Below are 24,459 nucleotides of genomic sequence, written 5' to 3'. Positions count from 1 at the left end.
GGGTCGCATCACGGCGGCTGCCGTGGTGAACAAGCATAGCAGTTTCACCAGGGCAAGCCAAACGCTGGCGGCGCAGTTTTACAGCGCAGCCAAGGCCGCCACCCGCGCGGCATGGATGGCGTGGCCGATTTGCGCCGGATCGCCGCCCTGCTCGCGCACCCGCTGCGCCACGGCGCCGCTATCGATTGCGCTGGCCGCGTGCAAGCGCGCTTGCCACTGCGCGCACAGGGCGCTGTTATCCTGTTCCGGCCAATCCGCCGCCAGCACTTGCAGCAAGCAGTCGAAACGCTCAGGTCGGCGCCAGGCGTCGCAGGCTTGCAGCAAAGCCACGCTTTGAGCGGCGTTCAGCGCGGCGCCGGCGCGCAGCTGGCTGGCGTGTCGCAGATACAACAAGGCCAGATCCTGGCATTCCGTCGGCGTTTTCCAGCGTGCGCACAGGGTGCGCAAAGCCGCCTCATCCTGCCCTAATTCGTGCAGCAAGAGTGCAAAGCGCAGCGCTAATTGCGGCGGCGCATGGTCGAGCCGGGTCAGGGTGCGGCCATATTGCGCCGGTGCGCGCCAGCACGCTTCCAACTCCGGGGCCAAACGCGCCCAGGCGCCGCAAGCGCGCAAAATCTGCAGCATGCGCGAAGGTCGCGCTTCCTGCAGGCCGCGCGCCACTTCCTGCCAGACGCGTTCGGCCACCAGCGCATCGACCTCGCCATGCGCCACCATTTGCTGCATCAAGCCCATGGTTTCCGGGGCCACCTCAAAATCAGTGAAGCGTGCGGCGAAGCGCGCCAGGCGCAAGATGCGCACCGGGTCTTCGCTGAATGCCTGGGACACATGGCGCAGAATGCGCGCCTGCAGATCGCGCTGCCCGCCCCAGGGGTCGATGATCTGGCCGTCCTGATCGCGCGCAATCGCATTGATGGTCAGATCGCGCCGCGCCAGATCTTCTTCCAGCGTGACATCGGGCGCGGCATAGACCTGGAAACCTTTGTAGCCGGGGGCGGTTTTGCGCTCAGTGCGGGCGAGCGCGTATTCGTCATGCGTGTGCGGATGCAAAAACACCGGGAAATCTTTGCCGACTTGCAGATAGCCGGCCTGCAGCATTTGCTGCGGCGTGGCGCCGACCACCACATAATCATGGTCAGAGACCGGCAGCCCGAGCAGGCTGTCGCGCACCGCGCCGCCAACACAATAAATCCGCATGCTCAGGAATTGAAGAAATTATCCGTCGCGGGCAGGGATTCGGGTTCGGCGTGCGCATCGCGCACCCATTGCGCCACTGCCGGATGCTGGCAAACCCGCTCCAGATAGGCATTCAGCGCCGGGGCCAGCGTCACGCCATAGGTGCAAAAGCGCATCACCACCGGGGCGTAATAGGCATCGGCAATTGAGAAATCGCCAAACAAAAAGCGTTGCGCGCCAAAGCGGGCGAAGCAATCTTCCCAAATCTCGCTGATGCGGCCAATATCCGCCTGGGAGCCGGCGTTGCGTCCCTTGCCTGGATGCGAGGCGCGGATATTCATCGGCATCGAGCTGCGCAAAGCGCCAAAGCCGGCGTGCATTTCGGCGCACACGCTGCGCGCAATCGCACGCGCTTCGGTGTCTTGCGGCCACATATTTTTTTCCGGGAATTGCTCGGCCAGGAATTCGCAAATCGACAGCGAATCCCAGATCACCATATCGCCGGTAAGCAAGACCGGCACCCGGCCCGCATTGGAAAATTCGGCAATCCGGTTTGCGGTGTCAGGCTGGTCCAGCAAAATGCGCACTTCTTTGAAAGGAATGCCGAATGCGGTCATCACCAGCCAGGGACGCATCGACCAGGAGGAATAATTCTTGTTGCCGATCACCAGGGTGTAAGCGCGTTTTTCCATTTCCTGCAGGGTGCGCGCGACTTGCGGATCAAGTGCGGTTGTGTTTTCCATCATCTGCCTCTTTACGGTGTGATCGTGCCCAGGCGGGCTTTGAGCGACTGCGGCTTTTTCTCGAACAAAGCAGCATAGCATGTGGCGTTGGCCAGCACGTTTTTGACATAGGTGCGGGTTTCCAGGAAGGGAATGCTCTCGGCGAATATCGCGCCTTCGACCGGATGCGCCAAGGTGCTGCGCCAGTTTTTGGGCCGGCCCGGGCCGGCGTTATACGCTGCCGAGGCCAGCGTTTGCGATTGATTCAAGCCCTGCAACACCATGTGCAAATAATTCGCGCCGAGCGTGATATTGGTTTGAATATCGTTGACCTGATGCTGGGCAAAGCCCTTCATGCCGATTTTTTGCGCCACCCAGCTGGCGGTGGCCGGCATCAATTGCATCAGGCCGGATGCGCCCACGCTGGATCTGGCGTTCAAAATAAAGCGCGATTCCTGCCGGATCAGGCCATACGCCCAGGCTTTATCAAGACCTAACTGGCCGGCAATGTTTTGCATCACGTCCAGATGCGGCGAAGGGTAGCGCTGCAGCATCTCGATTTCCTGTTTGCTGCGGTCGGAGGTATTGACCATGCGGTCCAGCATCTCATATTGGCGCGCCAATTCGGCGGCGGCGATGATTTGCCGGTCAGACATCTTGCGCAATTCCCAATTCCATTCGCGCACGCCCTCAAAACGCAATCCCATGGCGAAAAATTTCAGGGCGCGCTTCAAACCGGGATTTTGCGCCGCTTGCTGCAATTCGGCCGCGCTTAAGGCTTGCGGCGGGGTCGGCAAATGGAATTTCTGGCCCAGCTCTTCCGCCGCCAGCAGGCCATAGAAATGTAATTGTCCGGCAATCGACTGTAAGAGATTGCGCGCCATGGCCGGCATCTCGCCGACGCCGGCTTCCGCCATCAAAGCGCGCGCCAGCCAATAAATCCAGGCCGGCTCGCTGCGCAATTCCGCCGGCATGTTTTCAATCGTGCGCTTGACCATGGCGAAATCATGCGCGCGCAAGGCGCTGCGCACCTTCCATTGCGCCGCTTCCGGCGACAGCAGCGCGCCTTCGCTGGCGCGCCAATAATCCATTGCTTCCGGGCGCAGGCTTTGCGCCGCCGGCAAGGCGATTTGCGCCCAGCCCTGCGCGGCTTCTTTCTCACTTAACTGACGGCGCACGCGCTCCAGGGCTTGCGCCGCATTCGCCACGCCGGCTGCGCCGCTGCGCGCCATGCGGCCCAAGGCCAGAATGAATAATTCATGCTCCACTTTATTGCTGCCGCCCGCCCCGTGGCCCAGCGTCAAGGCCGGTTTGTCCAGGGTTTGCGCGGCCTGTTTGTCACTCACGCCGGCCTGGCTGAGCAGGCGGCGCGCTTGCACCGTGGCCCCGGTTTCCACCGCCAGCCGGATTTGCGCCCATAAATCGGCCTCGTTGAATTGGCGGCTTTCCAGCAATTGGGTAATCAGGTTGGCGCAGGCTTCGCCATAATCACGCGGATTGACCAGCAAGCCGCGCGCATCGTCCGTCACGCGCACGCCCCTGGCCTGGCGCGCCATCAAGTCATAGCATTTCAGTTGCATATCGTCATTCAACTGAAACAGCGGGTATTGTTCTTCAAACAAAGCCCATTGCCGGTTTCTGCCCAAATCCAGCAGCCAGTCATTGCGCACCCGGTCGGCAATCGCCATGCCATCGTATTTTTGCAAAAAGGCGCGAATCCCCTCTTCGCCATTCGCCTTCCATTCCGCTTTCAGCAGGTAATAATCGACATAGGCCGGAATCGCATAATCTTTCAGCTGCGCCGCCAGTTGCCGCGCGCGCACTGCATTATCATTGCGCACAGCATCGCGCAGCGCCAGAAATTGGCTGTCGGCGGCATCCAGCGCAATCGGCGTGGCGACTTTGGGCAAAGGTTTGGCCGGCGCGGCTTTTGCAGCCTTGCTCTGGCGCGCCTCAACACTCAAGGGAGCGCTGACGGTGCATGCCAGCGCAATCAGAAATGCAACAGTTTTGACGGAATTCATCTTATTGGAAACACTTGGTCATGGAGCAGAACCATAGCACAGTCCAGCCGCCCACACATGATAAAGCGGCATTGCGGCGCAGCCTGCTGGCGCAAAGACGCGCGCTGGATGACGCCAGCCGCGCACGCTGGGATGCTGAAATCAGCGCCGCCATCCTGCGTTGGCAAGCCGAAGGGCAAATCAGCGAATTGGGGGTGTACTGGCCGATCCAGGGGGAGCCGGATTTACGCCAGCTGTGGGAGCGTTTGACGCAACGCGGGGTGCGCTTGGCGCTGCCGCTGGTGCAAGCGCCTGGAGCGCCGCTGCGATTTGCGCGCTGGCGCCCCGGCATGCCGATGACGCCGGGGGCCATGAAGGTGCCGCAACCGGCCGCGCCGGAGTGGCAAGACACTCCGGCGCACCTCTTGATTCCCTGTGTCGCCTTCAATCCTGCGCATTTCCGCCTGGGCTATGGCGGCGGTTTTTACGACCGCACCCTGGCCGCCGCCCCGCACAGCAAAGGCTATGGCGTGGCGTATGCTTTTCAGGCGGCGCAGTTTGCCGCAGACGCGCATGATATTGCCATGCACGGTATTTTTTGCAATGCTGACGCAGACACACCATAGACCAAGGGGAAGAGCATGTTGAAGACAGGTTATGAAGCACTGGTGGCGCAAGCGAATGCGGAAATCACCACCTACACGCCCAAGCAAATCATGGCGCGCCTGGGCGATCCGTATTTACAGCTGATTGATGTGCGCGATGTGCGTGAACTGGAGCGCGAAGGCGTGATTCCCGGCGCCTTTCATGCGCCGCGCGGCATGATTGAATTCTGGATCGACCCCGAATCACCGTATTTCAAGCCTGTTTTCGGCGAAAAGAAGGAATTTGTGTTCTTTTGCGCTGCCGGCTGGCGCAGCGCCTTGACTACCAAAACCGTGCAGGACATGGGCCTGCAGCCGGTGGCGCATATCGCCGGCGGTTTTGCCGCCTGGAAAGAAGCCGGCGGCGCAGTGGAAGCCAAGGTCAGCAAAAGCAAACCCTGAAACAGTCTGGACACGCTGCGCAGCCATGCGCAGCTTGCGATTTTGCGTACAGCTGCGCAGTAACCGCCATCACAACACAGTTCACCTGCCAAGAAAACTGGCGATAACAGTCACTACAATTATCAAATTAGCCATATTATTTATAACAACTTTGTTGCGCCGCAAACACGTCCCCACCGGTAAAACCCTGCCGCTGGTCAGATTAAAGCCTCCAATCATCCCCGGCCCAAAACCAAAAGCTTGACACGCTTGTATAATGGCTGACACATTTTTTTTACAAATACCAGTTGGCGACATGGGAAACACGACACATTTTGGCTATAAAACCGTGGAAGAACACGAAAAAGTGCATAAAGTTGCAGAAGTCTTCCATTCCGTCGCCAATAAGTATGATGTAATGAATGACTTGATGTCGGCAGGTTTGCATCGTGTATGGAAAACGTTCACGATTGCCAAAGCCGCCATCCGCCCCGGCCATAAAGTGCTGGACATTGCCGCCGGCACCGGCGATTTGACGCGCGCCTTTGCGCGCCAGGCCGGCCCGCAAGGCGAAGTCTGGCTGACCGACATCAATGAATCCATGCTGCGCGTAGGCCGCGACCGCCTGTTAAATGAAGGCCTGCTCACGCCCTGCGCCTTGTGCGATGCGGAAAACCTGCCCTTTCCCGATAATTATTTTGACCGCGTCAGCGTTGCATTCGGTTTGCGCAATATGACGCATAAAGACCGCGCTTTGCAGCAAATGCAGCGCGTGCTCAAACCCGGCGGGCGTTTATTGGTGCTGGAATTCTCAAAAGTCGCCGCGCCGCTGCAAAAACCTTACGATGTATATTCTTTCTCGGTATTGCCGTGGCTTGGCGCGAAAATCGCCGGCGATGCCGACAGTTATCGCTATCTGGCCGAATCCATCCGCATGCACCCCGATCAGGAAACACTTAAGAAGATGATGGAAGATGCAGGCCTTGAGCGGGTTGAGTATTTCAACTTGAGCGCAGGTGTGGTCGCTTTGCACACTGGCGTCAAACTCTAGGAGTTGGCATGGAGAAAGGCCGGCAGCTTGCGACGCGATGGCGCAAGCGGGTTTTGTTCATCTTCCTGGCTTTGGGCCTGGGCGGCGTGACGCCGCCTGGCGCGGCGCAAAGCGTGGAAACAGATGCGCCCGCAGAAGCGCAACAAACGCGCAGCGAAGAGCGCGCCAGCCGCCGTGCGCAAAAGAGTAAGCACGCGGAAGATGCGCCGACACCGCAACAAAGCAACCGGCAAAAGGAAATCGCCAGAGATTTGCTATCAGAAGATGTCAGCACACCCAAAACCACTTGGCAAAGCCAGCTCGCCTTGAGCCTGGACAGTTTTGGCGTCGGCCCGCTGTGGCGCGCAGTTGGCGTGAATCACCCTTTGCTGCAACTGGTTTTAAGCTTATTGACACCGCTCTTGCTGCTGGCGCTGCTGCGCATGGCGTACATGCGCATGCAGGAAAAAGCACGCATCAACGCCGCCCGCAAGCTGCAGGCGGAACAGGAAAAACGGCGCAGCCGCAATCCGGAAACCCGGCGCGAGCCAAGCATGCGCGCGCCCGGCCCGGAATCGCGCAGCATGGGCGGCAATACCCGCACCGGGCCGCATACCCGCACCGGCCCCGAGACCCGCACCGGGCCGTTGAGCCGGATCGCCGAACAGGCCCCGGAAGCGAGCCAGCGCCATACCACGCGCAGCAACACCGCGATGATGCGCCCGACCCAGTACACGGCTTACGCCAACACCAATTTCTCGAATGAGGGCGGAAACCGTTACGAAAACACCCAGGCCGCTTTGCGCCAGGATTTACCATCCACGCCGGCAGAGCGCGCGCATATGGCCTCACAAGCCGCCAACGCCGCCGCACGCGCCGCTGTCACGGTGAATAAATATGGTGAAGACTTCGGCGTCTTGCCGCCGAATTTCAATGTGGCCGGCTTTGTCCGCAAGGCGCGGATTTATTTCATCCGCCTGCAAATCGCCTGGGACCGTTCCGATATTCAAAACATCGCTGAAATCACTTCGCCGGAAATCTGCGCCGAATTTCAACGCCAGATCGCGGCCCGGGGGCCAAGCGAAAACCAGACAGATGTGCTGGCGTTTGAAGCGGAAGTGCTGGGTTTGAAGCAGGAATCGCAAAAATTTGTGGTGACGGTGAAGATGACCGGCATCATTAAAGAGTCCAGCAACCCGCAGCAGGAAGCATTTGAGGAATTATGGCGGTTAAGCCGCTCGGTGCACGGACGGGAAAACTGGCTGTTGACGGATATCCGGCAATATTGAGCTTGCCCGGGAATACGCAAGGCGCGCCGCTCACACGCTGATATTGAAAACCCCGCAAATGCGCAAGCGATTGCGGGTTTTTTTTGAGGTGCAGCGCTGAAAACCAATGCCAACGGGTCAGTTGCCGCACGCTGGCGGCTTGAAGATTATCTGGCTCGATTCAAATCTGCAAACCCGGTCTCTGCAGCGCGCGTGAAGGTGATGCGCATGAAAGATTAAGGCAAGGCTGCGCCGTGGGCGATGCGCGGCGTGATGGCCACGGTCACATCCTGCACGCAGGCCACATTCACACCGTAATGGTCGGGCAACATGCGTTTGCGGTGAAAGGTGTAAATCCCGCAATGCTTGCAAAAGAAATGGCGCGCGGTTTGGGTGTGAAAACGGTACTCCGTCAAGCTGTCCGCGCCTTGCAGCAGCTCCAGCTCGCTTTCATGCACCATCACCATGCGCGCGTTCTTCATGCGGCAAATCGAGCAGTCGCAGGTGGTCAGCTCAGGCCAATCGGTGCGGATGCGAAAATGCACCGCACCACAATGACAACGCGCCAGATAAGTTTGCTTTTCCGGCAAACGGGCTGTAATCACAGCTTATCGCCTTTCGGAATATCAATCCCGCGCTTGCGCGCCACATCGCCCCACTTCACCGATTCGGCATAATCGCGCGCGATGCCGCCCTCGCCCTTGCCGTAGATGTTATGCAAGCGCTTGGCGGCTTCGCCATCGCCGGCATTCGCCGCATTTTTATACATGCGCACCGCTTCGCGCATCTTGCCTTGACCTTCCAGCGCTTGCGCTTCGGCGCGCATCTGTGAAGCCGACATACCGGCTGCCGGGGCCGGCGCTGCGGCGGCGCGCTTGGCTTCCTCTTCCGCTGCGCGTTTGCGGATTTCTTCCTCGACTTTTTTCTTCGCCGCCTCCTCTTCCACCCGCTTCTTTTCGTCGGCCAATTTTTTCTTGAATTCTTCGTCAGCCTTCTTGCGTGCGTCTTCTTCTTTTTTCTTGGCGGCTTCGTCCTGGGCTTTTTTCTTCGCTTCGTCCTCGGCCTTTTTCTTTTCTTCGCGCTCTTTACGCTTCTTCTCGGCTTCTTCGTCCGCCTTTTTCTTCTCTTCCGGCGTCAATTCTTTTTTGGCCGGGGTCGGCGCGGGTGACGGCGTGGCGAGCGGCGTCGGGCTGGGTTCCGGCGTCACGCTTGGCGTCGGCGTCGGCGTCGGCGCAGGCGTCGGGACTGGTTCAGGGCTGGGGCTTGTGCCAGGCGCGCTCTCCGGCGCCGATGCGCTGGCAGACGGGGCCGGGGCCGGACTTGGTGCCGGGCTGCCGCTCAACATCCAGGCCACGCCGGCCAAGGCCAGCGCACCGGCGGCGATGCCGCCAAACAGCACCCCCTTGCCTTTTTCCGCAGTTGCAGCGGATGCAACCGGCGCCGGGCTGGCGCCCGTGGCCGGACTTGGGGCCGGGGCCGGGGCTGGCGGCAAACGCATGCCGCTGCCGACCACCTGGGTCGCATCATCTTCCGCCTGGGCGAACGGCGGCTTGAGCGAAGACGTGCCCTCGCCGCGCAATTTGGCCAGCTTGCGTTGCGCCAGCTCGGTGTACACGCCGCCGGGGAAGCGTTTCAAATACGCTTCCACTTCCTGCGGGTCATCAGAATCTTTAATCGAACGCCAGAATTCAATCTCCAGGCCGGCGGTGCCTTCATTCTGGCTGCCGGTTCCGGTTCCGCTCTGCGTCGCATTGGCCCCGCCCAGGGTCGGCGGGCGCGTGCCGTCCGCGCTGCGCTGGGTATTCACCGAGGGGCGCAACACCATGCGCGTGGCGTCGGCGTCGCCCAGGTCTTCGCCAGCCAGGGCGCGCTGCAATTCTTCTTTGAATTCGCGCGCAGTGGCGTAGCGCTGCTCCGGCTTTTTCGCCAGCGCGCGCAAAATCACCGTATCAAACGCGCCCGGAATCGCCGCATTCATCTCACTCGGCAAGACCGGGTCTTCGGTCATGATCTTCTTTTGAATCGCCCACATGCCTTGCGCATGGAAGGGTTTTTCACCGGTGAGAAATTGGTACAGGATGATGCCGACTGCAAAAATATCGGAACGCGGGCCGACTGCCGCGCCTTCGATCTGTTCCGGCGACATATAGCTGGGCGTGCCGACCATGGTGCCGGCCTGAGTCCGATCGGCCCCGGCGTCAGCCAGCCGGGCCACGCCGAAATCGGTCAGCTTGACGCGGTTTTGCCCGTCCAGCATGACATTCGCCGGCTTGATATCGCGATGCACGATGCCATTGTTATGCGCATAGTCCAGCGCATCCAGCAACTCGCCGGTCATGCGCACCGCATCATCAAGTGAAAATTGGCGCTTTTCGTCGAAATAGGTCTTGAGTTCATCGCCCTGGATGAATTCCATGACGATGAAGGCGATTTCATTTTCATCGCCGAAATCGAACACCGTGACAATGTTCGGATGGTTCAGCCGGGCCACCGCCTTGGCTTCGCGGATGAAGCGCTCGGAATATTCCTTTTCCAGATCAGGGTCGCTGATCTGGCTCTTCAAAATGGTTTTGATCGCCACCTGGCGTCCCAATTTGGGGTCAGTGCCCAAATACACGACACCCATAGCCCCACGGCCCAGCACGCGGGTCAATTCATAACGGCCAAGTTGGCGAAGATCGTCCATCAGATGCTTGAAGGGAATTTGGAAAGCATGAAGTGTAACTCATCAGTGGCGCTTGCTTGAAGCCCTGTGGCAAATTTTCAAAGCGGCGCTGCGCTGTGGGCCGTGAAACGATACCAGGTTTCGCCGGGCGCGCCGCCATCCTGGATAAAACCGGCGCGCCGGTAAAACGCACCGGCGCGGCTGCCATGCAACACCGACAGCACCACATCCAGACCGCGCCGTCCCGCCTCCGCGCACAGCTGATGCAGCAAGCGCCCGCCTATGCCCTGACTCTGCCAGGCCGGCAGCAGGTAAAAATGCTGCAAATGGCGTTCGCGCGCCTGATCATGCCAGGCCAGCCAGCCGATGCGCTGGCCATCAGGCCGCAACACCAACCACCATTCGCCGGCGACAAAACCCGCCGCAAACGCGCGCTGCAGGCTGGCTGGCGACACCGGCAGCGACGGGCTTTGGCTGGCGCTGGCCAGCGCTGCGCAGCGCATCTCAAATAATTCAGGCAAATCCGCCGCCTGCGCAATCTGTAAGCGGCAGCCCGTCATATTTTCTGCGCCACTTGCAGCGGCCATTGCACACCATGGCTGATACTGGCCATGTCCCGCACCAGCGCGCATTCGGCATCAATATCAAAGCCCTGCGCCGCGCGCCATTCCGGGTTGTAATAACTGTGCAGATAACGCTCGCCGCCATCGCACAAAATGCCCACCAGGGAGCCGCTTTCGCCGCGCGCACGCATTTGCGCCGCCAGACTGAGCATGGCGCAAAAAATCGTGCCGGTGGAGCCGCCGCATTTACGCCCCAGCGCCTGCTCCAGATACAAAAGCGCGGCCAAGCTCAAGTGATCCGGCACTTTCACCATGGCGTCGATCACATCGCGCATAAAACTGGCTTCCACTCCAGGCCGCCCGATGCCCTCGATGCGGGAACCGCGCCCGCTGCACAAATTGGCGTCGCCGCTTTGCCAGTAATCGAAAAACACAGAAAAATCCGGGTCGGCCACACAAATTTCCGTGCTGTAGCGCTGATAACGCACATAGCGCCCCAAGGTGGCCGAGGTGCCGCCGGTGCCGGCCCCGCACACAATCCAATGCGGCAGCGGGTGCGGCTCCTGCGCCATCTGACTGAAAATCGATTGCGCGATATTGTTATTCGCGCGCCAATCGGTGGCCCGCTCCGCATACGTGAATTGATCCATGAAATGGCCGCCGCACTCCTGCGCCAGACGGCGCGAAGTCGGCACAATCTGCGCCGCATCATCCACCAAATGACAACGCCCGCCATAAAACTCAATCAAGGCGATTTTTTCCGGCGAAGTGGAGCGCGGCGCCACGGCAATGAAAGGCAAATTCAACATGCGCGCAAAATACGCTTCCGACACCGCCGTCGAACCGCTGGACGCTTCAATAATCGTGCTGCGGCTGTGAATCCAGCCATTACACAAGCCGAATAAAAACAGCGAACGCGCCAGGCGGTGCTTCAAGCTGCCGGTGGGATGGCTGGATTCATCTTTGAAATACAGATCAATCCCCGGAAAAGCCGGTAATTGCAAGGGAAACAAATGGGTGTCAGCCGAACGGTTGTAATCGGCTTCAATAATGCGGATCGCTTGCGCGACCCAGGTGCGTGGATTCATAACAACTCCTGCAGGCGTGACGATGGCTCACCTTACAACGGAAGCCGCAAAGGGTAAAGCGCCGCCACGCGCAAAAGCGTTAAAAATGGGACACTGCAAACATCGCAGCCCGGCGCGCCATAGCGCATCGGCGGAAAGTTGCATTGCAGATCAATACACTGCGCCAACACAAACACTGGCAGTTTAACAAGTCGTTGTTTTATTGACTAAGCAACAGCCTGATTTTACGCGCATCAAGCATAAAACAACACAGCGTGCAGGTAAAATCAAAGCGCTCACTCAACCCGATTCAAGGCCAAGAAAGTGGCCGGGTTGCGCGCAGCGATACGCCGGCGTCAGGCCCCATGTGTCGCCACAAAGGCGTATCAGCAAGAGCAGTGCAAAAGGGGAGGCAGAAAAGAGAAACCCGGCCGAAGCCGGGTTGGATACAGCTTGTCCCCGAAGGGACAACTTTATTATAGCAACGGCTCTCACCCCGGAAAGCTACAATGAGTCGAGTATAAAACAGTTTTTAAAGGAATGCCAGTATGAGCGCAGAATTGGTGTTTGGTTTGGATATCGGCATGGCGTCAGTTGGCGCAGCGGTGTTGCAGGGTGAACGCATACTCGGTTTGCATGTGCGCGCCTTTGACAAGGCGGAAGTGCCGAAAACCGGCGAATCGTTAAACAAAAGCCGGCGCGAAAAACGCCTCGCCCGGCGCCGCCTGCGCCGCCGCGCCCACCGCCTGCTGCGCCTGCGCCGCCTGTTCAAGCGCTGCGGCTTACTGGCCGGCCAGGACTTGCCCGTCCATCCGCTCTCGCCCTGGGAATTGCGGGTCAAGGGTTTGGATCAGCGCTTGAGCGGCGAAGAATTGGCGCTTGCGCTATACCACCTGATCAAACATCGCGGCTTTTATTCCAACCGCAAAAGCGAAGTCAACAACGACGAACAAGCCGGGCAAATGCTCAGCGGGGTGCAGCGCAATCAACAGCTGAAAGAAACGCACAACTTCCGCAGCATGGCCGAACTGGCCCTAAAGCATGAAGAATTTCAACAAGCCAAGCGCAACAAGGGTGGCGATTACCGCCACACTTTTTCCCGGCTGGAATTGCAAAAAGAATTGCGCGAGATTTTCCGCGTACAGCGCGAATTGGGCAATCCGCTCATCAGCACCGAATTGCAATTGCAATGTGAAAAACTGTTGATGGAGCGCCGCCCCACCCTGTCGGGCGCGAATTTACTGAAAATGGTCGGCTATTGCACCTTTGAGCCGACAGAACACCGCGCGCCCAAGCGCGGCATCCACGCCGAACGCTTTGTCTGGCTGACGCGCCTGAATAATTTACGCATCGTCTCCAATGGCCGGCGGCGCGAGCTGGATGAAAGTGAACGAACGCTGCTGCTGAATCTGCCGTTTGAGCAAGACAAACTCACATATAAACAAGTGCGCAAGAAACTCGACTTGCCAGAGCGCGACACCTTTGTCGGCCTGAGTTACCGCACCGAAGGCAAAAACCCGGAAGACGCCAAGCTGTTTGAAGCCAGCGGCTTTCACACCCTGCGCAAAATGTATGAAAAAGCCGGCGCCAAAGACGCCTGGTTGCAAGACCGCCTGCAAGACGACAGGCTGGAAGCGCTGGCCTGGACGCTGAGCTGTTTTAAAGATGACGATGAAATCCGCAAAGCACTGGCGCAAGCCGGCTTTGCCGACGCCATCATCGAAAGCGCGCTGGAGCACAGCTTCAGCGACTTCATCGGCCTCTCTGTCAAAGCGCTGAAACGCATCCTGCCGTTTATGCAAGCCGGGCGGCGCTATGACGAAGCGGTGCAAGACGCCGGCTACACCCATCACAGCGCCTTACCGCTCAGCCAAGGCAAGCGGCCCCGTCTCAGCCCGCCGCGCCGCGAAGATTTCGCCAATCCGGTGGTGTACCGCGCCATCAACCAGGCGCGCAAAATGGTCAACGCCCTGATTGATCAATACGGCAGCCCGGCGCGCGTGCATATTGAGCTGGCGCGCGATTTGGCCAAGCCGTTTGACGAACGGCAGAAAATCAGCAAAGAGCAGGAAAAATTCCAGGTTGAGAAAGAAAAAGCCGTCAAATTATTTGAAGATCAATATCAACGCCAGGCCAAAGGGCAAGATGTGCTCAAAACCCGGCTGTATGGCGAACAGCTTGCGCAATGTCCGTATTGCCAGCAAAGTCTGGACATCGGACGCCTGTTTGAAGCGGGTTATGCTGAAATCGAACACATCCTGCCTTATTCGCGCAGCTTTGACGACAGCCAGAATAATAAAGTGCTGGCGCACACCCACTGCAACCGTAATAAAGGCAACCGCACGCCCTGGGAATGGCTGGGGCGCGAAGGCGAAGACAGCCAAAGCTGGCGCCATTTTCAAGCCTGGGTCGAAGCCGGTAAATTGCGCCAGGCCAAGAAACAACGCCTCTTGCGCAAAGACTTTGGCGCAGAACAGGCGCAGGAATTCAAAGAGCGCAATTTGAACGACACGCGCTACATCTGCCGCAGCTTTAAAAACATGGTGGAACAGCAATTGCAACTGGCGCCGGTGGCTGCCGACGGCAAGACTTATCAGCGCTGCGTCGTCGTAAGCGGGCAATTGACCGGCTTTTTGCGCATGAAATGGGGTTTGCTGAAAGCACGCGAAGGCGGTGATTTACATCATGCGCTGGATGCGGCGGTGATTGCCGCCTGCACCCCGCAACTGGTGAACCGCATCAGCTACTGGGCCAGACAGGGCGAGTTATATGCCCTCAACGACAGCTATACCGACCCGGAAACCGGCGAAATCATCCAGGCCGCGCGCCAGCGCGAAGACTTTCCGCCGCCCTGGCCGCATTTCCGCGCAGAATTATTGGCCCGCCTCTCGCCCAACCCGGAACACGGCTTAGCGCGCATCCCCGGCTACCCGGCGCAAGGCGTGGCCCCGGTGCGCGTCTCGCGCGCGCCAATGCGGCGCGGCAGCGGCGAAGCGCATGCCGACACCATCCGCGCAGTGCAGGGCATCGCCACCGGCCAGAGCGCAGTCAACACGCCTTTGCAAAAATTAAAATTGAAAGACCTGGACAACATCGCCGGCGCACACGACCCGCGCAATGCGCGTCTGATCGAAGCCTTGCGCGAACGCTTGGAATTGCATAAAGACGATGGCCAAAAAGCCTTCGCCGCACCGTTTTACCGCCCCAGCGCAAGCGATAAAACCGCGCCCCTGGTGCGCAGCGTGCGCCTGCTCACCACACAAAAGAGCGGCATTCCGGTGCGCGGCGGCATAGCCGACAATGGCGTCATGTTGCGCGTGGATGTGTTTGTCAAAGGCGGCAAATATTTTGCCGTGCCCCTGTATGTGGCGGACCTGGTGCGGGCCGCATTGCCGAACAAAGCAGCCCTGGCCAACAAAGCGGAAAGCGAATGGCCGGAAATGGATGCGAGTTACACCTTTTGCTTCAGCGTGCACCCAAATGACTGGTTGCGCATTGACCTGGGCGCCAAGGGCGTGAAAGAAGGATATTTCGGCGGCATGGATCGCGCCACCGCGTCCTTCAGCCTATGGACGCATGACCGCAATCAAGCCGTTGGCACAGCCGGACTGCAGCGCGGCATTGGCATTAAAACCGCCGCCAATATTGAAAAATGCCATGTCGATATGCTGGGCCGCTTGTTCAAAGCGCGCCCCGAAACGCGCCAAGCCTTGCGGCGCAGCGGAGCGTGATATGGGCTGGCGCAGCGTATTGATCAGCCAGCCGGCCCGTCTGGCCCTGCGCCAGCGCAGCCTCTTGATTGAGCAGGATGCCGGCAGCGCCCAAGTGCCGTTGGAAGATATTGCGGCGCTGGTGCTGGATCAGCCGCAAGTCACGCTCAGCGCGGCCCTGCTGGCGGCGTTGTCGCAGGAGCAAATCGCCCTGATCACGGTGAATGGCCAGCATTTGCCGAATGGCATGTTGCTGCCCTTCACCCCGCATTTCCGCTTTTTGCGCGTATTGCGTCTGCAATTGGCGGCTGGCGCGCCGCTGCAAAAACGCCTGTGGCAGCAAATCATCAAACAGAAAATTGATAATCAAGCCTGCGTACTGGCCCTGCACGGCCAGACGCAAAGCGCGGCGCACTTACAGGAATTGGCGACGCGCGTGCGCTCCGGCGACCCGGATAATCTGGAAGCGCAAGCGGCGCAAAAATATTTCCTGGCGCTGTTTGGGCGCGACTTCCGGCGTGGCGATGAACGCTTTTGGAACGCCGGCTTGAACTATGCCTACGCCATCGTGCGCGCTGCGCTGGCGCGCGCCTTATGCGCCGCCGGCCTGCTGCCGGCGCATGGCCTGCACCATTGCAATGAATTCAATGCCTTTAATTTAGCCGACGACATGATAGAACCCTGGCGCCCGCTGCTGGACGCCTGGGTTTTACGCCATTACCCGGAAGAACAGGCGGCCAGCCTGACGCCACAAGACAAGGCGCAATTGATCAGTTTTCTGCACCAGGATGTGCCGCTGCAAACACAGTCAGGGCGCTGCACTGTGCTGGCGGCGCTGGAGCAAAGCGTGCAAAGTCTGGTGCGCGCGCTGGAAGGCGACAGCAAGGCGCGCTTGAGCCTGCCTTGCATCGACGCGCAGGGGCGGCAGGGGGCATTATTTGATACGGAGTGCGGGGCGTGAGCGCAGAGACGAGGAAGTTTATGCGATTAATGGTCTTTTTTGATTTGCCGGTCAAGCTGCGCACCGAGCGCCGCGCGTATGCTCAATTCCGCCGCTTTTTGCAGAGTGAAGGTTACGACATGCTACAATTCTCAGTCTATGCGCGTCTGGTGAATGGCAATGACGATATGGAAAAACATGTCAAACGCCTGTGCGCAAATCTGCCGCCGCAGGGTTCTGTGCGCTATCTGCAAATCAGCGAACGCCAGTTCAGCAATATGAAAATGCTGGTGGGCGAAGCCAGTTTTCAGGAAAAAAAGGTCAATGCAAGCCAATTATTGCTGTTTTGAGCGCGTTTTTGACACGTCAAAAACGCAAAAAACCCTTGAAAATCAAGGGTTTGTGCGTGGGATATTATAGCTTTCCGGGGTGAGAGAGGAAACTATAACCGCATTGAGGTCGAGCTACGCAACATTGATATTATAGCTTTCCGGGGTGAGAGAGGAAACTATAACGGGTATTGGCGCTTTCATGCTTGTGATTAAATTATAGCTTTCCGGGGTGAGAGAGGAAACTATAACCAAAAGGAAAGCAAGTTATCTCAACGACACATTATAGCTTTCCGGGGTGAGAGAGGAAACTATAACCCCTGACGCGACAGTTTGGCACATGCCCATATTATAGCTTTCCGGGGTGAGAGAGGAAACTATAACATTCCAAATTGCGTGCTACATTAGTCATTTATTATAGCTTTCCGGGGTGAGAGAGGAAACTATAACGCCAATATGAAAACACGTAAAGCAACCGGCATTATAGCTTTCCGGGGTGAGAGAGGAAACTATAACCCGAATTCATGCCGTCGAATCCTTGCTGCTATTATAGCTTTCCGGGGTGAGAGAGGAAACTATAACGTGGCTTGGTCAAGCCCTCAATTATGCCTTATTATAGCTTTCCGGGGTGAGAGAGGAAACTATAACGAAGTCTGCGGCATCAGTACGGCGCGCAGCATTATAGCTTTCCGGGGTGAGAGAGGAAACTATAACGCGCTTGAGTTGCGCGACAGGCTCGGCAATATTATAGCTTTCCGGGGTGAGAGAGGAAACTATAACATAAGTAAATCAGCTACATCTGATGCAGTTATTATAGCTTTCCGGGGTGAGAGAGGAAACTATAACGAATCGCGTAGTCTCCTCAGCCGTTACAAAATTATAGCTTTCCGGGGTGAGAGAGGAAACTATAACTGTTTACTCTACTGTTTCCGAGTATGATCCATTATAGCTTTCCGGGGTGAGAGAGGAAACTATAACCTGATGCCGCATCAGCTCTTTACGATCCGTATTATAGCTTTCCGGGGTGAGAGAGGAAACTATAACATCTTTATCTTCGCTCTCTTCCTCATCAGGATTATAGCTTTCCGGGGTGAGAGAGGAAACTATAACCCTCGATTATGATTCTGTTCGCAGTCCTGGATTATAGCTTTCCGGGGTGAGAGAGGAAACTATAACCGGTAAATATGGTGCAACAACGTGTGTTGCATTATAGCTTTCCGGGGTGAGAGAGGAAACTATAACTATGTTGCAGTCGCCAATACAACCGCCATCATTATAGCTTTCCGGGGTGAGAGAGGAAACTATAACCCGATGGATCCCGCTGCCGGCGCGCCTGGCATTATAGCTTTCCGGGGTGAGAGAGGAAACTATAACACAAGTACCAGCTGATAATAAACTCCCGCCATTATAGCTTTCCGGGGTGAGAGAGGAAACTATAACATTTTTATCATCTCTCCGCTCTGCTGCTCGATTATAGCTTTCCGGGGTGAGAGAGGAAACTATAACTGATAACTGGCCTGATCAAGCCACCCAGGCATTATAGCTTTCCGGGGTGAGAGAGGAAACTATAACGCGCAAAACGCACGCCGGGGCACCTGGTGCATTATAGCTTTCCGGGGTGAGAGAGGAAACTATAACAATCGTGACGATTGCCGCATTAACCGCCGCATTATAGCTTTCCGGGGTGAGAGAGGAAACTATAACCGCTTAAGCTTTTTTCTTCTTTTCAGGTGGATTATAGCTTTCCGGGGTGAGAGAGGAAACTATAACTGAATTCAGCCCAGAGTTGACATTAATTGAATTATAGCTTTCCGGGGTGAGAGAGGAAACTATAACCGCTGAGGAAGACCAACCCTGACATTCGCCATTATAGCTTTCCGGGGTGAGAGAGGAAACTATAACTGTGCCGGCACTTTACACGTCAGACGCCCCATTATAGCTTTCCGGGGTGAGAGAGGAAACTATAACTGCCAGCAATGATTCACCATCTGATTACGGATTATAGCTTTCCGGGGTGAGAGAGGAAACTATAACTCTCCTGCACGCGCCTTTTCAAAAATTGCTATTATAGCTTTCCGGGGTGAGAGAGGAACCCCCCGTGTCAAAATAGTTGTCGCCTCCAGTGATTTGGAGTTCTAATCCATGCCGGGGGCGATGGAACTGACGATGATGAAATACACACAAGAGAAGAAAGAACATGTGCTCAAGCTGATGAGCGCACCACAAAACAAGTCTGTGGCCGAGGTCGCTGAGATAAGCGGCGTGCCAGAGGCTACGCTTTACCTGTGGCGGAAGCAGGCCCGTGAAGCCGGTCGTGTTGTGCCTGGCGACGGACAAAACCCCGAGCAATGGCGTGCTGCGGAGAAATTTGCTGCGGTACTGGAAGCGGCGGCGCTCAACGAAGCAGAGCTGGCTGAGTATTGCCGCCGTAAAGGCTTGCTGGTAGCGCAACTGGAGCGCTGGCGCACAGAAATGCACGCTGCGCTTAGCAGCCAGAGCAGTCAAGCCGATGCTGCAGCCCGGGCCAAAGACAAAAAGCGCATCAAGGAGCTGGAAAAGGATTTGCGGCGTAAAGAAAAAGCGCTGGCGGAAACAGCGGCCTTGCTGGTTCTGTCCCGAAAGTACGAGGCGCTGGGGATCGACGGCGAGGACGCATGACTGCGTTGCCCCAGCGCCTTGAAATGATCGCCGATATTCTGCAGGCCCGGAAGGCTGGTGCGCGTTTAGCATTGGCATGCGCCGAACTCGGTCTAAGCGTGCGCACCTTGGAACGTTGGCGTTGTGACGGTGAAATTCGTCCTGACGGCCGACCGGAGGCAGAGCGGCCAGCGCCTGCGCACAAACTGTCTGATGAAGAACCCCCCCGTGTCAAAATAGTTGTCGCCTCCAGTGATTTGGAGTTCTAATCCATCCCGGGGGCGATGGAACAGACGATAATGAAATACACACAAGAGAAGAAAGAACATGTGCTCAAGCTGATGAGCGCACCACAAAACAAGTCTGTGGCCGAGGTCGCTGAGATAAGCGGCGTGCCAGAGGCTACGCTTTACCTGTGGCGGAAGCAGGCCCGTGAAGCCGGTCGTGTTGTGCCTGGCGACGGACAAAACCCCGAGCAATGGCGTGCTGCGGACAAATTTGCTGCAGTACTGGAAGCGGCGCCGCTGAACGAAGCAGAGCTGGCTGAGTATTGCCGCCGTAAAGGCTTGCTGGTAGCGCAACTGGAGCGCTGGCGCACAGAAATGCACGCTGCGCTTAGCAGCCAGAGCAGTCAAGCCGATGCTGCAGCCCGGGCCAAAGACAAAAAGCGCATCAAGGAGCTGGAAAAGGATTTGCGGCGTAAAGAAAAAGCGCTGGCGGAAACAGCGGCCTTGCTGGTTCTGTCCCGAAAGTACGAGGCGCTGGGGATCGACGGCGAGGACGCATGACTGCGTTGCCCCAGCGCCTTGAAATGATCGCCGATATTCTGCAGGCCCGGAAGGCTGGTGCGCGTTTAGCATTGGCATGCGCCGAACTCGGTCTAAGCGTGCGCACCTTGGAACGTTGGCGTTGTGACGGTGAAATTCGTCCTGACGGCCGACCGGAGGCAGAGCGGCCAGCGCCTGCGCACAAACTGTCTGATGAAGAACGTCAGCGCATCCTGCAACTGTGTCATGAACCGCGCTTTGCCGATTTGCCGCCAGCGCAGATCGTGCCGCGGCTGGCCGACGAGGGAGCGTATGTGGCATCGGAATCGTCGTTCTATCGTGTGCTGAGAAGCGCCGACCAGCAGCATCACCGGGGTCGCAGCAAGGCTCCTGTGGCCAGCGAGCCGGTGCGCCATGTCGCCCATGGCCCCAACCAGGTCTGGAGCTGGGACGTGACGTACCTGCCCAGCCGGGTGCGCGGCCAGTATTTTTATCTGTATGCCGTGCTCGATATTTACAGCCGCAAACTGGTCGCATGGGAAGTCCACGAGCGGGAAAATGGTGAGGAAGCTGCTTTACTGATTGAGCGCGCCTGCTGGCGTGAACAGCGCCGCTGCACGCCATTGGTGCTGCATGCCGATAACGGTGCTGCGCAAACTTCGCACACGCTCAAGAGCAAGTTGGAAATGCTGGGCATCGGCTCCTCGCATAGCCGGCCTGGCGTCTCCGATGACAATGCCCATATCGAAGCGTGGTTCCGCACCTGTAAATATGCGCCCAGCTATCCAGCCAAAGGCTTTGAGAGCATCGCGCAGGCTCGGGATTGGACACTGCAATTTGTGACTTGGTACAACTGCACCCATTTGCACAGCGCCTTGGCCTATGTGACGCCGGAGCAGCGCCATACGGGCGCCGCCAATGCGATCCTGGAGCGCCGACGCGACGTTTATGCCGAAGCCCGGCAACGCCATCCGCTGCGCTGGAAGCGTCATACACGGCCCTGGCTGGCGCCCAATGAGGTCTGGCTTAATCCGCCATCAAAGCTGGACCAGCGCATGGTTGCTTAATCGATTTTTTGCGACAACTACCTTGACACGCTCCGGAACGTCAGCGCATCCTGCAACTGTGTCATGAACCGCGCTTTGCCGATTTGCCGCCAGCGCAGATCGTGCCGCGGCTGGCCGACGAGGGAGCGTATGTGGCATCGGAATCGTCGTTCTATCGTGTGCTGAGAAGCGCCGACCAGCAGCATCACCGGGGTCGCAGCAAGGCTCCTGTGGCCAGCGAGCCGGTGCGCCATGTCGCCCATGGCCCCAACCAGGTCTGGAGCTGGGACGTGACGTACCTGCCCAGCCGGGTGCGCGGCCAGTATTTTTATCTGTATGCCGTGCTCGATATTTACAGCCGCAAACTGGTCGCATGGGAAGTCCACGAGCGGGAAAATGGTGAGGAAGCTGCTTTACTGATTGAGCGCGCCTGCTGGCGTGAACAGCGCCGCTGCACGCCATTGGTGCTGCATGCCGATAACGGTGCTGCGCAAACTTCGCACACGCTCAAGAGCAAGTTGGAAATGCTGGGCATCGGCTCCTCGCATAGCCGGCCTGGCGTCTCCGATGACAATGCCCATATCGAAGCGTGGTTCCGCACCTGTAAATATGCGCCCAGCTATCCAGCCAAAGGCTTTGAGAGCATCGCGCAGGCTCGGGATTGGACACTGCAATTTGTGACTTGGTACAACTGCACCCATTTGCACAGCGCCTTGGCCTATGTGACGCCGGAGCAGCGCCATACGGGCGCCGCCAATGTGATCCTGGAGCGCCGACGCGACGTTTATGCCGAAGCCCGGCAACGCCATCCGCTGCGCTGGAAGCGTCATACACGGCCCTGGCTGGCGCCCAATGAGGTCTGGCTTAATCCGCCATCAAAGCTGGACCAGCGCATGGTTGCTTAATCGATTTTTTGCGACAACTACCTTGACACGCTCCGGAAAGCAAGCAGCACAGAGTTGGACCGACGATGAGTTTGGCGGACTCGATCTTGGCGATGCCCGCCTTAACAACAGGGCGAGAAAATTGATGGAAACATTCGCGACCAAACCGAAGGCCAGCATTCCCGAAGCATGCGACAACTGGACGGAGACGCAAGCGGCCTACCGCTTTATGGCCAATCCGGAGGTGACATGGGATGGCATTCTGGCGCCACATTGGGCGCGCACCATGGAACGCATGGCGACGCAGAAGGTTATTCTGTGCATTCAGGACACCACCGAACTGGACTTCAGCGGCCAAAACATCGACGGCCTCGGCCCGCTCAACTACGAAGCGCGGCGCGGCATGTATGTGCATCCGACCTACGCGGTGTCGCCAGAGCGTGAGCCGCTGGGCCTGCTCGATGGCTGGATGTGGGCGCGTGAAGAGCGTGGCGCTGACGGCAAGCGCCCCGCCAGCGTAAAAGAGAGTGAACGCTGGATAGAGGGCTACGAGCGGGTCGCCGAGCAGGCGACCCAGTTGCCCAATACCCGTCTGGTGTATGTGGCTGACCGCGAAGCGGACATGATGGGAATGCTGCGGCGCGCAGCCGAATTGGGCACGCCTGCCGATTGGCTGGTGCGCGCCAAGCATGATCGCTGTCTGGCTGACGGCGAAAGCAAACGCCTGTGGCCTGAAACCACGGCCGGTATGCCGCTGGGCGAGATCAGCTTCATCATGGCCGGGCGCGGCAAGCAAAGGGCGCGCCAGGTACGTCAGCAGGTGTGGGCCAAGCGCGTTCTGCTGCGTGATGGCAAGCGCGGCAAGATCGAGGCGACCTGCATCGTAGCATCCGAAGTGCAGCCGCCGACGGGCATCAAACCGGTGGAATGGCGCTTGCTGACCAACCGCCGCGCGGAAACCTTGGCCGACGCCAGCGAACTGATCGACTGGTATCGCGCGCGCTGGGAAATTGAGATCTTTTTCAATGTGCTCAAGAATGGCTGTGAAGTCGAAGAACTGCAACTGTCCACCATGGCCCGGCTGGAGCGGGCGCTGGCGCTGTTTATGGTGGTGGCCTGGCGTATCGCGTACCTGATGCGTAAGGGACGTACCTGTCCGGATCTCGACGCCACTTTGTTCTTCGATCCCGACGAAATCCGAGCGGCTTATCTGCTCAATAAAAAGAAGGCGCCCGCTATGCCGGGCTTGAACGAGGTGTTGCGCATGGTAGCCCGTGTCGGCGGTTTTCTCGCACGAAAACATGACGGGGAGCCTGGCGTGAAAACAATCTGGCGAGGTCTACAGGATGTTCAAGTTTCGGCTCAGACAATCAGGACTCTACGCGAGATGGGCGCATTGCAAGACTGAGTTGTGTGTAATGGAATGGGTTATAGTTTCCTCTCTCACCCCGGAAAGCTATAATCCGTGGGGACGGCTCGCTTGCGGCATCGGGGTTATAGTTTCCTCTCTCACCCCGGAAAGCTATAATGCATACAAGCCGCAGGCCGCCGCATGACAGGTTATAGTTTCCTCTCTCACCCCGGAAAGCTATAATGTGGAGCCGCGCACGGCCAGCGCCAAGCGCGTTATAGTTTCCTCTCTCACCCCGGAAAGCTATAATACAATATCACAAGTCAAAGAAGAAGAGGAAGTTATAGTTTCCTCTCTCACCCCGGAAAGCTATAATAAACAATATGCAAAACAAAACGCAAAAACAGTTATAGTTTCCTCTCTCACCCCGGAAAGCTATAATCGCAACCGAGTCGAGGACAGCGCGGCGATGGTTATAGTTTCCTCTCTCACCCCGGAAAGCTATAATTCCACCATCGCATACAGGCGCGCGGCGAGGGTTATAGTTTCCTCTCTCACCCCGGAAAGCTATAATAGCTCGACTGCGCTGAGCGACATCTTGACGGTTATAGTTTCCTCTCTCACCCCGGAAAGCTATAATATTATCAACAAAATAATTGCTACCGCACCAGTTATAGTTTCCTCTCTCACCCCGGAAAGCTATAATACAGCTTGACTCAGGCTTTAGGCATGGAAAGTTATAGTTTCCTCTCTCACCCCGGAAAGCTATAATCTTGCGGAGGAGGAAATTGCCCGTCAAATTGTTATAGTTTCCTCTCTCACCCCGGAAAGCTATAATGAGAACGGAGACGATTCCGCTTTCGCTCATGTTATAGTTTCCTCTCTCACCCCGGAAAGCTATAATCCAATTTCTTGCGCTTCCACTTTGGCGACGGTTATAGTTTCCTCTCTCACCCCGGAAAGCTATAATTTTTCGGCAGGTTTTCCGGCATCATTAAATGTTATAGTTTCCTCTCTCACCCCGGAAAGCTATAATTGAGTTTGCTGATCAGTACACGGTGTGGCGGTTATAGTTTCCTCTCTCACCCCGGAAAGCTATAATGCTTGCAGAGGGGGTTCCTGCGGTTGAGTTGTTATAGTTTCCCGGAGCGTGTCAAGGTAGTTGTCGCAAAAAATCGATTAAGCAACCATGCGCTGGTCCAGCTTTGATGGCGGATTAAGCCAGACCTCATTGCGGCGCTCAGCCGTCTTGCAAACCCCTTCCGCCTGCATCGCCGTC

General features: G+C 57.6%; 17 protein-coding genes, 1 pseudogene and 2 CRISPR repeat arrays. Of the genes and pseudogenes, 11 read left to right on the top strand and 7 right to left on the bottom strand.

Features of this window, described 5'->3' with window-relative positions; all coding sequences use genetic code 11:
- Positions 1-78: 78 nt before the first annotated feature.
- Genes V8J88_RS20630 through V8J88_RS20620 form a run of 3 tightly spaced genes read right to left on the bottom strand, consistent with a single transcriptional unit; the run spans position 79 to position 3,919 of the window.
- Positions 79-1,194, bottom strand: a complete 1,116-nt coding sequence (locus V8J88_RS20630) for a multifunctional CCA tRNA nucleotidyl transferase/2'3'-cyclic phosphodiesterase/2'nucleotidase/phosphatase (RefSeq protein WP_338846151.1) — start codon at positions 1,192-1,194, stop codon at positions 79-81.
- Between the two features lie 2 nt (positions 1,195-1,196).
- Positions 1,197-1,916, bottom strand: coding sequence for a glutathione S-transferase family protein (locus V8J88_RS20625; RefSeq protein ID WP_338849947.1), 720 nt, complete (start codon positions 1,914-1,916; stop codon positions 1,197-1,199).
- An 11-nt stretch (positions 1,917-1,927) separates the two neighbouring features.
- Positions 1,928-3,919: a transglycosylase SLT domain-containing protein gene (locus V8J88_RS20620; protein ID WP_338846149.1), complete on the bottom strand. Its 1,992-nt coding sequence runs from the start codon at positions 3,917-3,919 to the stop codon at positions 1,928-1,930.
- A gap of 20 nt (positions 3,920-3,939) precedes the next feature.
- Between V8J88_RS20620 and V8J88_RS20615 the strand changes: the two genes are divergently transcribed.
- The 4 genes from V8J88_RS20615 (at position 3,940) to V8J88_RS20600 (ending at position 7,242) form a co-directional block, all read left to right on the top strand.
- On the top strand, positions 3,940-4,524 hold the full coding sequence (locus V8J88_RS20615) for a 5-formyltetrahydrofolate cyclo-ligase (RefSeq protein WP_338846147.1): 585 nt from the start codon (positions 3,940-3,942) through the stop codon (positions 4,522-4,524).
- Positions 4,525-4,539: 15 nt separating this feature from the next.
- Complete coding sequence (locus V8J88_RS20610) at positions 4,540-4,944, top strand: rhodanese-like domain-containing protein (RefSeq protein ID WP_338846145.1); 405 nt, start codon at positions 4,540-4,542, stop codon at positions 4,942-4,944.
- Positions 4,945-5,239: 295 nt separating this feature from the next.
- On the top strand, positions 5,240-5,974 hold the full coding sequence (gene ubiE, locus V8J88_RS20605) for a bifunctional demethylmenaquinone methyltransferase/2-methoxy-6-polyprenyl-1,4-benzoquinol methylase UbiE (RefSeq protein WP_338846143.1): 735 nt from the start codon (positions 5,240-5,242) through the stop codon (positions 5,972-5,974).
- A gap of 8 nt (positions 5,975-5,982) precedes the next feature.
- Complete coding sequence (locus tag V8J88_RS20600) at positions 5,983-7,242, top strand: Tim44-like domain-containing protein (protein ID WP_338846142.1); 1,260 nt, start codon at positions 5,983-5,985, stop codon at positions 7,240-7,242.
- A gap of 215 nt (positions 7,243-7,457) precedes the next feature.
- On the opposite strand, the gene V8J88_RS20595 is transcribed toward V8J88_RS20600, so the two are convergent.
- The 4 genes from V8J88_RS20595 to V8J88_RS20580 form a co-directional block, all read right to left on the bottom strand.
- On the bottom strand, positions 7,458-7,826 hold the full coding sequence (locus V8J88_RS20595) for a GFA family protein (protein ID WP_338846141.1): 369 nt from the start codon (positions 7,824-7,826) through the stop codon (positions 7,458-7,460).
- Positions 7,823-9,907: a protein kinase gene (locus V8J88_RS20590; RefSeq protein WP_338846139.1), complete on the bottom strand. Its 2,085-nt coding sequence runs from the start codon at positions 9,905-9,907 to the stop codon at positions 7,823-7,825. Before V8J88_RS20590 ends, V8J88_RS20595 begins: the two co-directional genes overlap by 4 nt.
- A gap of 77 nt (positions 9,908-9,984) precedes the next feature.
- A complete protein-coding gene (locus V8J88_RS20585; protein WP_338846137.1) occupies positions 9,985-10,446 on the bottom strand; it encodes a GNAT family N-acetyltransferase in 462 nt (153 codons plus the stop codon).
- Complete coding sequence (locus V8J88_RS20580) at positions 10,443-11,537, bottom strand: PLP-dependent cysteine synthase family protein (protein WP_338846135.1); 1,095 nt, start codon at positions 11,535-11,537, stop codon at positions 10,443-10,445. Before V8J88_RS20580 ends, V8J88_RS20585 begins: the two co-directional genes overlap by 4 nt.
- Positions 11,538-12,064: 527 nt before the next feature.
- Between V8J88_RS20580 and cas9 the strand changes: the two genes are divergently transcribed.
- From cas9 to V8J88_RS20545, 7 genes and pseudogenes are all read left to right on the top strand, one after another.
- A complete protein-coding gene (gene cas9 / locus V8J88_RS20575; RefSeq protein ID WP_338846133.1) occupies positions 12,065-15,247 on the top strand; it encodes a type II CRISPR RNA-guided endonuclease Cas9 in 3,183 nt (1,060 codons plus the stop codon).
- A 1-nt stretch (position 15,248) separates the two neighbouring features.
- Entirely contained in the window at positions 15,249-16,187 is a 939-nt protein-coding gene (cas1, locus tag V8J88_RS20570; RefSeq protein ID WP_338846131.1) for a type II CRISPR-associated endonuclease Cas1, read from the top strand.
- A gap of 20 nt (positions 16,188-16,207) precedes the next feature.
- On the top strand, positions 16,208-16,516 hold the full coding sequence (gene cas2, locus V8J88_RS20565) for a CRISPR-associated endonuclease Cas2 (RefSeq protein ID WP_338846129.1): 309 nt from the start codon (positions 16,208-16,210) through the stop codon (positions 16,514-16,516).
- A 63-nt stretch (positions 16,517-16,579) separates the two neighbouring features.
- Positions 16,580-18,595: direct repeats of the CRISPR family, unit length 36 nt; unit sequence ATTATAGCTTTCCGGGGTGAGAGAGGAAACTATAAC.
- 54 nt (positions 18,596-18,649) lie between these two features.
- The gene (locus tag V8J88_RS20560) at positions 18,650-19,153 is read left to right on the top strand and encodes a transposase (RefSeq protein WP_338846128.1); all 504 of its coding nucleotides are present in this window, start codon (positions 18,650-18,652) and stop codon (positions 19,151-19,153) included.
- Between the two features lie 275 nt (positions 19,154-19,428).
- A pseudogene (locus tag V8J88_RS20555) lies at positions 19,429-20,966 on the top strand (IS3 family transposase).
- 47 nt (positions 20,967-21,013) lie between these two features.
- On the top strand, positions 21,014-21,850 hold the full coding sequence (locus V8J88_RS20550; protein ID WP_338849944.1) for an IS3 family transposase: 837 nt from the start codon (positions 21,014-21,016) through the stop codon (positions 21,848-21,850).
- 22 nt (positions 21,851-21,872) lie between these two features.
- Positions 21,873-23,237, top strand: a complete 1,365-nt coding sequence (locus tag V8J88_RS20545; RefSeq protein WP_338846127.1) for an IS4 family transposase — start codon at positions 21,873-21,875, stop codon at positions 23,235-23,237.
- Positions 23,238-23,256: 19 nt separating this feature from the next.
- Positions 23,257-24,348: a CRISPR direct-repeat array (repeat unit 36 nt; unit sequence GTTATAGTTTCCTCTCTCACCCCGGAAAGCTATAAT).
- Between the last annotated feature and the right edge of the window lie 111 nt (positions 24,349-24,459).

Origin of the sequence: Massilia sp. W12, assembly GCF_037300705.1 — a bacterium.
GTDB lineage: Bacteria > Pseudomonadota > Gammaproteobacteria > Burkholderiales > Burkholderiaceae_D > JACPVY01.
The sequence above is the reverse complement of the archived record's forward strand: the minus strand, read 5'-3'. Positions and strand labels throughout refer to the sequence as shown.